This window comes from Neorhizobium huautlense (assembly GCF_002968575.1).
GTDB lineage: Bacteria > Pseudomonadota > Alphaproteobacteria > Rhizobiales > Rhizobiaceae > Neorhizobium > Neorhizobium huautlense.
This window is the reverse complement of the sequence record NZ_PVBM01000001.1, coordinates 14,329-26,227: the sequence shown is the minus strand read 5'-3', so window position 1 is coordinate 26,227 and position 11,899 is coordinate 14,329. Positions and strand designations below refer to the sequence as shown.

The window sequence follows — 11,899 nt, the reverse complement described above, 5'->3', positions numbered from 1 at the left end:
AATGAAGTACGGAACCTTCAACCTCGACGAAGCGGAAGGCGTGGTGCTGGCGCACAGCATCCGACTGCCTTCAGGCCGCATCTCAAAGGGACGGATTCTGTCCAAAGAGGATATAGCCAAGCTATCTCAGGAAGGCGTAGCGTCCGTGGTGGCCGTGCGGCTCGATCCGGGTGACATGCTTGAAGATCAGGCAGCCGCCGCCATCGCCAATGCCATCGTTCCCGACAATCTGCGTTTCTCCGACGCCACCACGGGACGGGTGAACATCTATGCCAAAGCGGATGGTCTCTTCGTCGCCGACAAGACCGTAGTCGACGCACTGAACCGGATCGATCCGGCGATGACGCTCGCCTGTCTGGCCGACCATGTCACGGTCCGCGAAGGCGATATGGTGGCGACCGTTAAGATCATTCCTCTGGCGGTCAGCGGCGACAGGGTCGGGGAGGCCGTTGCCCTGCTGTCTGGAGCCATCCCTTTTCAAGTGAAGGTTTTCCATCCCCGCGCGGTGACATTGGTCGCGACAGAACTTCCGTCGCTGAAGACGTCGGTCATGGATCGGACGGCCAAACTTCTGGAACAGCGCCTTGCAACATCCGGCAGCCGCCTGACGAAGGAAATCCGTATCCCACACTCAGCGGAGCGGCTGACCGAGGTTCTTCGGGAGATCAAGGCCCAAGAGACGAGCGAGCCGGCTATGATTGTCGTTTTCGGCGCTTCCGCCGTGGCAGACAAAGACGACGTGATACCTGCCGCGATCCGCCGGGCCGGCGGAGAAGTGCATCACGTCGGAATGCCGGTCGATCCCGGCAATCTGCTCGTGCTCGGCCGGATCGGGGATGTGCCTGTGCTTGGTGCCCCCGGCTGCGCACGTTCTCCAAAAGAGAACGGTTTCGATTGGGTGTTGAGCCGCTTGATGGCGGGCGAGGCCGTGACGTCGTTCGATATCACCGGCATGGGAGTGGGCGGACTGCTGATGGAAATCGCCAGTCGCCCCAACCCCCGCGATTCTGTCGTGAAAAAGACGGCGGATCTGTCGGTGGGTGCGCTGCTACTGGCGGCAGGCCAGGCACGGCGCATGGGGAATGCCGGTCTTCACAAGCTGCTGGCGGAGTTCGATGGTATACCTCTGGTACGGCGCACGGCGACGATGTTGCAGAGTTCGCAGGCGTCTCCCGTCGTCGTCGTTACGGGCCATCGCCGCAAGGACGTGGAAACGGCGCTGACCGGTCTGAATATCTCGGCCTGTTTCAATCCAGATTACGCATCCGGTATTGCAAGCTCCCTGGTCGCCGGTTTCTCGAGCCCGGAACTTGCATCGAAGGACGGTATCTTGGTGATGCTGGCGGACATGCCGGGCGTGACTGCCGAGCACGTGGGCATGCTGATCGCTGCGTTTCGCGAGTCCGGCGGCGACGTGGTGATCCGGTCGGTGTCCGGCGGGAAGCGAGGAAATCCGGTTATACTGCCGAGAGCGGTCTACGCGGCGGTTCTGGAGCTTCAAGGTGATGTGGGTGCGCGCGCCATCATTGAGAACTCGGGCTTGCCCATCATCGATATCGACATCGGCCCCGCGGCGCATCTCGATGTGGATACGCCGGAAGAGGTGACGGCAGCGGGCGGTATTCTCAGGGGGTAAGGATGGACAATGCCGGGATCGAGGAGATGTTTGAGGGGCTTGGCCCCGTATCGATCCGCCGTATGTTCGGCGGCAAGGGTATCTATCATCAGGGACTGATCATTGCGATCGACCTGCGCGACGAGATCATGCTGAAGGCGGACGAGGTTAGCGGTCCCGAGTTCGCCGCAGCCGGTGCGCGGCAGTGGGTATACGAAAACAAGAAAGGTACCGCCGTACCTATGCCTTATTGGTCGATACCCGAAGAGGCATTCGACGATCCCGATGAAATGAAAAAATGGGTGCGGCTCGCATTCGAAGCCGCATTGCGGGCAAAATCTACCTCTTGAGGCTGGTCCGCTTTTAGCCATGGGCGTTTCGGTCCGCCGGGCTTGTCTCTATTGCTTTTGCGCCGTTTCGAGGTGCGAGAATGCCTTGGCAGAGAACGCTGAAAGCGGCTGTGGGGGATCCTTCGGATCGAACCAGCCTATTTCAGACAGTTTGTCCGGTTCGGTCAGAGTCGGTTCGCCGTAAAAATCCCGTGTGACATAGATCAGCGAGACCCAATGCTGCCGGTCCGCCTCGATAATCTCTTCAGCCATGCAGAGAAACTCGACACTGCCGATTTTGAGGCCCGTTTCTTCTTCCGCCTCGCGGCGCGCTGCATCGGAGGACGGCTCCATCGGATCAACTTTGCCGCCGACGATGTTCCAGAAACCGGCTTCCGGTGCCTTCATGCGCCGGCAGAGCAAGACTCTTCCGTCGTCGCGCAGGATAACGAGACCTGCACCGACGCCAGGAAAATCAATACCAGGTCTTGCCACCGAAGTTTAAGCCTTGGTGCCGTTCGCCACGATCAGCATGAATGCGGGGATATCGTCGCCGAAGCCGATCGGCGTCGGGCCATCATCGTGGTCCCGGTGGTAACGCTGGCGGCGCTCGCGATTGTCATCGTTTGCGGGTGCCGGGCTTGGCCGCGTATTGCGGTTGCCGCCATTGTTCTGCGGCTTCCTGTCTGCCTTGCGTTCCGGTTTCACGTTTTCTACCCTAGCTTCCACAAGTGCCCCTTCGGCTGCTTCAATCGAATTATCCTGGATCTTCGTGTCAGCCTTGTGACTCGAATCGCCGCGCCCCGAATCGCTTCTTCGGCCGCGGCCGCGCTCCTTATCACGATCGCGACCTTTGCGGCCACGATCATTCTCATGGCTTTCCATGGGAGCGGGCAGGGCAGTCAGATCGCCGCTCAGCCAGTCGATCTTTTCACCGATCAGTTTCTCGATCGCATCCAGATATTTGGTGTCCGACCGGGTGACGATCGTAAAGGCTCGGCCCGATCGTCCGGCACGACCGGTGCGTCCGATGCGATGGACATAGTCTTCCGCATGAATCGGCACATCGAAATTGAAGACATGGCTGACGTCCGGAATATCCAGACCACGTGCGGCGACGTCCGAGGCGACGAGCAGCGTGATATTGTTGTCCTTGAAATTTGCCAGCATGGTCGTCCGTGAGCGCTGATCCATGTCACCATGTAGCGCGCCTACGGAGAAGCCGTGCCGCTCAAGGGAACGGAAGAGATCGGCGACGTCCTTCTTGCGATTGCAGAAGATGATCGCGTTCTTCAGGTCGTCCTGCGCCTTGACGAGATCGCGCAGTACGGCGCGTTTCTCGTAATCCTTGTTATGCGACGCGACGAGCCGCTGCGTCACTGTCTTGGCGGTCGTGGACGGCTTGGCCACCTCGATGCGCTCAGGATTTTGCAGGAAGCGATCGGCAAGCTTCTGGATCTCCGGCGGCATCGTCGCGGAGAAGAACAATGTCTGCCGGGTGAAGGGAATCATCTTGGCGATGCGCTCGATATCCGGGATGAAGCCCATGTCGAGCATACGGTCGGCTTCGTCGATCACGAGAATCTCGACGCCGGTCATTAGAAGCTTTCCGCGTTCGCAATGGTCGAGAAGCCGGCCCGGCGTGCAGATGAGGACGTCGGCGCCGCGCTCAAGCTTTCGGTCCTGATCTTCGAAGGAGACGCCACCGATCAGCAGTGCGACATTGAGCTTATGATTCTTGCCGTATTTGTCGAAGTTTTCTGCGACCTGCGCTGCTAGTTCACGGGTCGGCTCCAGGATCAGCGTGCGCGGCATCCGGGCACGGGCACGGCCCTTTTCCAAAAGCGTCAGCATCGGCAGAACGAATGAGGCAGTCTTTCCCGTTCCGGTCTGCGCTATACCGCAAATGTCACGGCGCTGCAGGGCGTGCGGGATTGCCCCGGCCTGGATCGGCGTAGGGATGGTGTAACCCGCGTCAGTGACAGCGGAGAGGACTTTCTGGCTCAGGCCAAGATCAGCGAATGTGGTCAAAGGGAATTACGTTTCCGTTCCGGTTCTGTACGAACTCTGTGCTAGTCGGCGCAATACAGCCGACAACTGGTCCGCGACATAGGACCAAAAACGCTGAAAGTCAAGGAAAACAGGGAATTCCGCTGGGGGATTGGTGAATGAACATCCTAAATGGAGAAGCCGGCTATCGTTCGCAAGTAAAGAAATTGTCTTTTGCCAATTATCGGTTCAGTTGAGGTAGGTCGTGAGCTTCATTCCGGCGTTCAGGAAATGAATGGGATCGACGGCATTACCGCCTCGGCGAACCTCGTAGTGCACGTGCGGCCCCGTTGAGCGCCCGGTGGATCCGGCTCGTCCAACGACGTCGCCGGTGGCAACCGTGTCGCCCTCCTTGACCAGGACTTTTGACAAATGGCCGTAGCGTGTCGTCGTGCCTTGACCGTGGTCAATCTCGACCATGTTGCCGTAGCCGCCAGAAGGGCCAGCCGTGACGACCCTGCCGGAACCTGTCGCCTTCACCTCCTGACCGGTTTCGGCCTCGAAGTCGATTCCGGCATGCAGTGCCAATTTTCCCAGGAAAGGATCAATGCGATTTCCGAAGCGGCTGGTTATCGCATGGCCGGGGGCTGGATTGCCGAATGGCAGGTCGCGTGCCGTTTCACGCACGCTTTCCAGGCGGCTGAGAGCTGCATCGAGCTCGTCGAGCGAGGCGTCGAATGTGCCAATGTCTACCTGAGGCTCCACATAGGGGCCGCCGACGCCGTCGGCAGGGCCGGCTTTCGACGCGGAGGCGACCTCCACACCGGTCCGTCTGAGGATGGCGGTGATCGCATCAGCAGTCTGCGATGCGCCGGTCGTCAGGTCGGCGATCTTGACGAGTTGTTCCTTCTCGAGGTCTTTCAGCGAAAGCGTCACCCTGGAAAAGACGCGATCAGCTCGATCGGAGATATTTTCGCGCAATGATGTGTAGCCAAGGGCACTGGATGTGTCGAGTGGTGTAGCAGCGGTCTTTCCGGAAAGCAGCTTGTCGATGGCCTGCAAACCGCTTCCGCCGTTCATCGACGCCTGACGCTCCTTCAGGGGCGACTGCGAGGTGGCCGGAGTAGAAGGCTCCGGTGCCGTCAGTCCCGATTCCTCCGCACGATTCAGCAAGGATCCGAGCTTTCCGTGGCGCGAAAACAATGCGCTCTGCTGTTCCAGCAGCTTCTCAACCTTCTGTTCGACGACCTGCTGATCTAGCAACTGCCGGGAGGTTATTCGGTCCAGTTGAGCCCGCAGGGCTGCGATCCGATCTTCGTAATCGTGCTGCATGCGGGCTTGCCGAGCCATCGTCGCACCGATCAGGTCGTCCCGGATCACGAGATAAGAGGTCGCTGCGAGATAGCCGATCGCAAAAACGGCGAGAAAGCAGAATGTCAATGCGGCCATCCAAGGCCGAATGATCATATGGCGGACTTTCTCGCCGCTGGCGAAAATGAGGACGTGCTGAGGCGCCCGTTTCCCAAATACCCGGCTTTCGGTTCCCTTCGCCACGTGAATCCCCCAGAGATACGACTCGTTTTCGCCGTCGTCCCGTTGATGGGGATTACACATGCTTATGGTTAACGAATAATTGCCTCAGGCGTTGCTGCTTGAGCTCAATGAGCGATAGAAGGAGGGCGTCAGGCCCGCTTCTGCCCGCGCGACGTCATTGAACGGGGCTTTGAGGGACCCGCGGAAATTGGCGCGTACCAGTTGCTGAAATGTTGCCGCGGGATCTTTGCGCTCGCGGGCGCAGAGAAAGCGGAACCATTTTGCTCCGACGGCGACGTGCCCCTTTTCGTCGTTGTAGATCACGTCCAGAATCGCCGCCGTCTCGAGATCGCCGCTTTCACGCATCTTCGCCTGCAGCGATGGCGTTACGTCAAGGCCGCGGGCCTCAAGGATCAGCGGCACGACGGCAAGCCGAGCGGTGAGGTCATTGCGCGTAGAATGGGCTGCTTGCCACAGCCCGTCGTGGGCCGGCATATCGCCGTACTCGGCGCCAAGATCGTTCAATCGTGCCCGTACCATCCGGAAATGCTTGGCTTCCTCGAAGGCAACCTGCATCCAGCCGTCGAAGAAGGAATTCGGAACAGGTTCGGTGGCGAAACGCGCAACGATGTCGAGTGCAAGATCAACGGCATTGAGCTCGATATGGGCGATGGCGTGCGGGGTCGCAATACGGCCGTTGACGGTGTGCAGCGAGCGCTTTCCGACAGCTTTCGGCGGCACCAGTTCAGGCTTTTCCGGACGACCGGGACGTTCGGCAAGAGGAGGGTCGAGTGGAGAGCGCAGGGACAGCCGCCGTTCAAACCACCGGGTTGCCGTTTCCTGCGCAAGCCGTGTCTTGATGTCGAGATCGGCCGAAAGAATGGCCGTTGTGGCGCCGCCTCTCAAAGAAGTGATGGAGAATTCTCCCGGCATCTGACCGTCCTGTTATTGCGTCCTGAGGCTTTCAAGAACGTTCTCGGCATGGCCGGCGACTTTAACCTTGGGCCAGATCTTCGCGATCCGTCCGTCCGCGCCGATTAGGAAGGTCGTGCGTTCGACCCCCATATAGGTGCGGCCATACATGCTCTTTTCCTTCCAAACGCCATAAAGATTGGCAACAGCCGTATCTTCGTCCGAACCGAGAATGATCGACAGGGCGTGCTTCTTGGCGAATTTGTCGTGTTTCCTGATGCTGTCCGGCGAGATGCCAATGATGGCAGCCCCTGCTTTTTCAAATTCCGGCAGAAGCGAGGTAAAGGAGATCGCCTCCTTGGTGCAGGCCTCGGTGTCGTCTTTGGGATAGAAATATACGACGACCGGTTTTCCCAAAAACGCTTTCAAAGACACCGTTTCGCCACCGTCGCGCGGCAGTTCGAAGTTCGGGGCAATGTCGCCAACAGCCAATTCTGGCATGGTTTTCCTTTCTTTTGCCGGTATCTTGAATCATATTCGCCGCAATCGGTATATAGTGGCCGGCGAGGCGTCCAGCCACACACGCGAATATGGAAAGACAGATCTCAACCTGATGGCGGAAATTCGCGGAGAAAGGGTCGACTTCAACCGCAAGGACATCGTTCCACTGCACGAACTTCCCTCGGCCCGGGCTGAAGATCCGATTATCGTGAATTGTCCGCCTTTGCCAACGCGGATGAAGAGATTCAGCAAGGTTGTTGCACTGTTCGTGGTGCTGGTCATACTTGCAGTGGGCAGCGCCATTTTCGCAATCGAAGGAGGCGTCGCCGACAGCACGCTTTCGGCACGCGCCCAGGCCGCGCTCAACGATGCGATAGGTCCGCGGTATGCCGCGACCGTCGGTTCTACGGCCATCCGCTTTGACTCCGGCCTTCGCCTTGCCCTGGAAGCGCGCAATGTCGACATCGTCGAGCAGGCAACCGGCGAACATCTGAGCCGTGCCGGCGCCATGCGTATGGCAATCGATCCTCTCGCTCTCTTAAGCGGGCGCATATCGATCAAGCATATGGAGGCAGAAGATATCCGCCTCGATACCGCGCAATTGCCATCGGGAGACCCCCTGCCGCTGTCGGAAGTCCGGGTCGACGGCATGCCGGCGCTCCTCGAGCAGGCTTTCCAGCGTTTTGACGAAGCGCGGGGCCTCATGGAGCGAACAGGGACCGGTTCGATCGATATATCCGGAATCGAGATCCTTCTTCCTGCGGCGCCGGGGCGCAAGCCGATCGCACTTGTCGTGGACGATCTGAAACTGGCCCGCAGCCTCGATGGTGAGGTTGAGGTCACTGGCGCGATAAGCCTCAATGGCCGGCGCGCTACGCTGACGGCCGCGTCGAAGACGATTGAAGGTGTCACCACATCCTTATCGGCGAGGTTGGCTGGACTGGAGGTGACACCTTTTCTGCTCCAGCGAACCGAAGACGGCGCTCCTCGTGAAGGCATCGAAGGGTCGCTTGATCTGGATCTCGCCGCGGTCCGGGCGCGCGAGATGACACAGCCGCGCATCACGGCGACGTTGCGTCAATCTCCCGGGCATTTCTATTTCGATGGGCTTCAACAGTTATTTACAGGCGCAACGATCAATGTTGCCTACGATTTTTCGAAGAACTCGATCGAGCTTCTGAGATCGGAGGCGCGTTTCGGGCCGACCGTCCTTCCGTTTACCGGCGCCGTGATTGACCTCAACAGGCTCAATCCGGACGACAAGCGTGTCGGTTTCGGCCTCGATCTTTTGATCAGCGGCGGGACCGCCGTCGGAGCCACGGAAAGTGAAGAGCCCACGCGCTTCGATCTTAAGGCAAACGGGCGTTACCTCTCCGCAGACCGCGAACTGCAATTCGACGAGATGGCGGTCTCCAGCCCCATGGGACGGATGGCGGGGGCTCTCAAGGTCCGTTTTGGAGAACAGTCGCCGGAAATCAGTTTCGGGGCTCAATTGCCGCAGATGCAAGTCACGGCGGTAAAACAGCTTTGGCCGTTCTGGATGGCGCGAAGGCCGCGTGAATGGGTGATGGACAATATGTTCGGCGGCACGGTGACGAATGGTTCGCTCGCCGTCTTCATTCCGGCTGGCCGGATGAAAGGGCCGGGCGTTCCGATGGAGCTCAACCAGAACGAATTGCAGATCAATTTTGACCTTGCCGATGCCCGTATCAATCTGCCAGGCGACATCCCTCCGCTCCGCGATATCGACGGTCGCTTCGATCTCAAAGGAGAGGCGTTGGCAGTGGATATCGCACGTGCCATGTCCTTTTTCCCGTCGGGCCGCTCTGTCGTCGTGGATGGTGGCCGCTTTTCCATTCCCTCCACCTACGCAAAACCGTTGATGGCGGACCTTTTCCTGAAGCTCGCGGGACCAGCCGACGCGGTGACGGAACTTGCAAATTTTCGGCCAATCAGCGCACTCAAGGGGACAGAGTTCAAACCGGAGGACTTCTCCGGGAACGCACGGGTGGACCTTAGGGCACGCATGGGCCTTATCAAGGCCCACAACCCGCCCGAACCGACCTGGAACGCCCACGCGGAGCTTGACGACGTCAGCCTCGCGCCGGAGTTCTCCGGGCGTAAGATCGGCGCTCTCAACGGAACTCTGGATGTCGACACGCAGGTCGCTCGGCTTGTCGCAAAAGGCACGATCGACGATGTACCGGCCGATATCACGCTCGCCGAACCGATCGATTCGGCCTCACGCGCCAAGCGCGAGCGGATCATCAAGACCGTGCTCAACAACGAGCAGCGTCAGAAGCTGGCGCCCGGCCTGTCGGAAATTGTCGACGGATCGATATCGGCGCAGTGGACCTGGGTTGACGAAACGCGCCAGACCGTGGCGCTGGATCTTGCCCGGGCGACGCTTTCCGTTCCGTGGCTCGGTTGGACGAAAGGCAGCGGGATACCGGCCAAGGCCCAATTCGAACTCTCCGAGGCGGGCGAACATACCAACATCCGGAATTTCGAACTCTCCGGAGAAGGATTCGGTGCTCGCGGCAACCTGTCTCTCAACCGAGACAGTCTGACAGCGGCTGAGTTTTCTCATGTGCAACTTTCACCAGCCGACAATTATGCGGTTGCGGTGAAACGCGGGAAGGACAGCTTCGACATATCGATCACAGGATCAACCGTGGACGTCCGTCCGGTCATTACGCGGCTCAAGGCTGACAAAGTGAGTGGAAGCGGCGGTGGCCGCGGTCGCGACGACCAGGATAACGCTACGGTCCGCGCCAAGCTTGAGCGCCTGATCGGATTTAACGACCAAGTCCTGTCGAATGTGTCGGTGCTGTTCTCGAGCCGAAACGGGAATATTTCGAAGGCCGATTTTTCCGGTATTACGGAAAGCGGACAGGCGGTCGTCAGCGAAATGAGCCGTGGCGATACGATTTCGCTGACGAGCGGCGATGCCGGTGCCGTCATTCGCTTCATGAACCTTTACAACAACCTGCGGGGCGGGCTCCTGAACCTGCGGCTGAGAGCTGAGGGTGAAGCCTGGGCGGGGTCTCTGGACCTGAGAAGCTTCTCGCTCGTCAACGAGACGAAACTCCAGTCGCTTGTGTCTACACCCGACCAAGAGGGACGCAGCCTGAATTCCGCGACTAAGCGCAACATCGACGTGACGTCGGCGAAGTTCCAGCGGGGTTTCGCAAGCCTGCTTTACCGCAATGGCACGTTGGCGGTGGAGAACGGTGTGGTACGCGGCGAACAGATCGGCGCGACGTTCCAAGGGCTGGTGCGTGACAGCAAGGGCAATATGGATATGACCGGCACCTTCATGCCGGCCTACGGGCTGAACCGTCTGTTCGGAGAATTGCCGATCATCGGCGCCATCCTTGGCAACGGACGTGATCGCGGCCTGCTCGGCATCACCTTTAAGCTCGAAGGGCCTTTCGACAAGCCGCGGCTGACGGTCAATCCGCTATCGCTGATCGCGCCCGGTATCTTCCGGCAGATCTTCGAATTCCAATGAAAAGGGCCGCAGTTGCGGCCCAAGGCGAAGTCTCTCTTGCGTCCAATCAAATCGGCCGGACAAGGATATGCTTCTTCTTGCCGAGCGACAGTTTGATGACGCCATCGGCGGTCACCTCACCGGTGCCGATCATCTTGCGTTCGTCGCTCACGCTTTGGTCGTTGATGCGAACCGCACCGCCCTGGACGTGACGACGCGCTTCGCCGTTCGACCCTGCCAACCCCGCACGAACGATGAGGGTCAACAGTCCTATGCCGGCATCAAGCTCGGCAGCCGGCATCTCGACAGAGGGCAGATTTTCGGAAAGTGCGCCCTCTTCGAAGGTCTTGCGCGCCGTCTCTGCTGCCTCCTCGGCTGCGGCACGGCCGTGCAGGATCGCCGTAACCTCCGTGGCAAGGATCTTCTTGGCTTCGTTGATCTCCGATCCGCCTAGCTGCGAAAGCTTGGCGATCTCATCCATGGGCAACGTGGTGAACAGCTTTGCGAAGCGGACAACGTCCGCGTCCTCGGTATTGCGCCAGTACTGCCAGAAGTCATAGACGGGCAGAAGATCCTTGTTCAGCCAGACCGCGCCGGACGCCGACTTGCCCATCTTGGCGCCGGAAGAGGTGGTCAGCAGCGGCGAGGTCAGCGCATACAACTGAGGCGCCCCCATGCGGTGACCGAGGTCGATACCGTTGACGATGTTACCCCATTGATCCGAGCCGCCCATCTGCAGCCGGCAGCCGTAGCGTTTCGCCAGTTCGACAAAATCGTAAGCCTGCAGGATCATGTAGTTGAATTCGAGGAAGGACAGGGACTGCTCGCGGTCGAGACGTGTCTTGACGCTGTCAAACGACAGCATTCGGTTGACCGAGAAATGCCGGCCGACGTCGCGCAGGAATTCTAGGTAGTTCAATGGACGCAGCCAGTCGGCGTTGTTGATCATCAGAGCCGGATTGAGCTCGCGATCGTAGTCGAGGTAATTAGCGAAGACGTGCTTGAGCGAGGCGATGTTGTCCTCGATCATCTCAACCGTCATCAGCTTGCGGGCTTCCTCCTTGAAGGAAGGGTCACCGACCATGCCGGTGCCGCCGCCCATCAGCGAGATCGGTTGGTGCCCGGTGGCTTGCAGCCAGTGGAGCAGCATGATCTGGGTGAGATGGCCCACGTGCAGGCTCGAAGCTGTGGGATCATAGCCGATATATGCCGTCACGGTTTCCTTTGAAAACAGCTCATCGAGGCCTGTATCGTCGGAGACCTGATGGATGAAACCGCGCTCGTCGAGCGTGCGTAGGAAATCGGACTTGAACCTGGACATGATTTATCTCTGGCAGGATGGTGTTTTGGATACGTGCCGGGCGTCTAGCACTGTTTTTCCTGCCGATCACTTTAAAAGTGACGCCGAGGATGTTCAAATTCCGTAATGAAGCATCCGCAGAGATAGATTCGGCTCTCGATGGGGTTGATCTAGAACATGGTGCGGATCTCTTGCTGCTGCATAGCTAAACATTAACGTTTTTTTGT

9 protein-coding genes are annotated in these 11,899 nt (G+C 59.1%); 3 read left to right on the top strand and 6 right to left on the bottom strand.

Annotated features, from left to right (window positions below; translation table 11 throughout):
• Position 1: 1 nt before the first annotated feature.
• Together C5L12_RS00115 and C5L12_RS00110 are read left to right on the top strand one after the other, a co-directional pair.
• Complete coding sequence (locus C5L12_RS00115) at positions 2-1,636, top strand: NTP transferase domain-containing protein (RefSeq protein ID WP_105369990.1); 1,635 nt, start codon at positions 2-4, stop codon at positions 1,634-1,636.
• A gap of 2 nt (positions 1,637-1,638) precedes the next feature.
• Positions 1,639-1,965: a TfoX/Sxy family protein gene (locus C5L12_RS00110; protein WP_105369989.1), complete on the top strand. Its 327-nt coding sequence runs from the start codon at positions 1,639-1,641 to the stop codon at positions 1,963-1,965.
• 48 nt (positions 1,966-2,013) lie between these two features.
• On the opposite strand, the gene C5L12_RS00105 is transcribed toward C5L12_RS00110, so the two are convergent.
• The 5 genes from C5L12_RS00105 to bcp all read right to left on the bottom strand — a co-directional run bounded on the left by C5L12_RS00105 (position 2,014) and on the right by bcp (position 6,879).
• Positions 2,014-2,439: an NUDIX domain-containing protein gene (locus C5L12_RS00105; protein WP_105369988.1), complete on the bottom strand. Its 426-nt coding sequence runs from the start codon at positions 2,437-2,439 to the stop codon at positions 2,014-2,016.
• A gap of 6 nt (positions 2,440-2,445) precedes the next feature.
• Positions 2,446-3,975: a DEAD/DEAH box helicase gene (locus C5L12_RS00100; protein ID WP_105369987.1), complete on the bottom strand. Its 1,530-nt coding sequence runs from the start codon at positions 3,973-3,975 to the stop codon at positions 2,446-2,448.
• Positions 3,976-4,182: 207 nt separating this feature from the next.
• Positions 4,183-5,487, bottom strand: a complete 1,305-nt coding sequence (locus tag C5L12_RS00095; RefSeq protein ID WP_105369986.1) for a M23 family metallopeptidase — start codon at positions 5,485-5,487, stop codon at positions 4,183-4,185.
• An 84-nt stretch (positions 5,488-5,571) separates the two neighbouring features.
• A complete protein-coding gene (locus tag C5L12_RS00090; protein WP_105369985.1) occupies positions 5,572-6,399 on the bottom strand; it encodes a ferritin-like domain-containing protein in 828 nt (275 codons plus the stop codon).
• A gap of 12 nt (positions 6,400-6,411) precedes the next feature.
• The gene (bcp, locus tag C5L12_RS00085; protein WP_105369984.1) at positions 6,412-6,879 is read right to left on the bottom strand and encodes a thioredoxin-dependent thiol peroxidase; all 468 of its coding nucleotides are present in this window, start codon (positions 6,877-6,879) and stop codon (positions 6,412-6,414) included.
• Positions 6,880-6,991: 112 nt separating this feature from the next.
• On the opposite strand from bcp, the gene C5L12_RS00080 reads away from it, so the two are divergent.
• Positions 6,992-10,393, top strand: coding sequence for a YhdP family protein (locus C5L12_RS00080; RefSeq protein WP_105370333.1), 3,402 nt, complete (start codon positions 6,992-6,994; stop codon positions 10,391-10,393).
• 46 nt (positions 10,394-10,439) lie between these two features.
• Here C5L12_RS00080 and tyrS read toward each other — a convergent pair whose 3' ends face one another.
• A complete protein-coding gene (gene tyrS / locus C5L12_RS00075) occupies positions 10,440-11,693 on the bottom strand; it encodes a tyrosine--tRNA ligase (protein ID WP_105369983.1) in 1,254 nt (417 codons plus the stop codon).
• Between the last annotated feature and the right edge of the window lie 206 nt (positions 11,694-11,899).

What these genes read in the sequence shown, in the direction of transcription:
- C5L12_RS00115 (WP_105369990.1), top strand. Translation starts at nt 2, where the DNA reads ATGAAGTACGGAACCTTCAACCTCGACGAAGCGGAAGGCGTGGTGCTG.
- C5L12_RS00110 (WP_105369989.1), top strand. Translation starts at nt 1,639, where the DNA reads ATGGACAATGCCGGGATCGAGGAGATGTTTGAGGGGCTTGGCCCCGTA.
- tyrS (WP_105369983.1), bottom strand. Translation starts at nt 11,693, where the DNA reads ATGTCCAGGTTCAAGTCCGATTTCCTACGCACGCTCGACGAGCGCGGT.
- C5L12_RS00090 (WP_105369985.1), bottom strand. Translation starts at nt 6,399, where the DNA reads ATGCCGGGAGAATTCTCCATCACTTCTTTGAGAGGCGGCGCCACAACG.
- C5L12_RS00080 (WP_105370333.1), top strand. Translation starts at nt 6,992, where the DNA reads ATGGCGGAAATTCGCGGAGAAAGGGTCGACTTCAACCGCAAGGACATC.
- bcp (WP_105369984.1), bottom strand. Translation starts at nt 6,879, where the DNA reads ATGCCAGAATTGGCTGTTGGCGACATTGCCCCGAACTTCGAACTGCCG.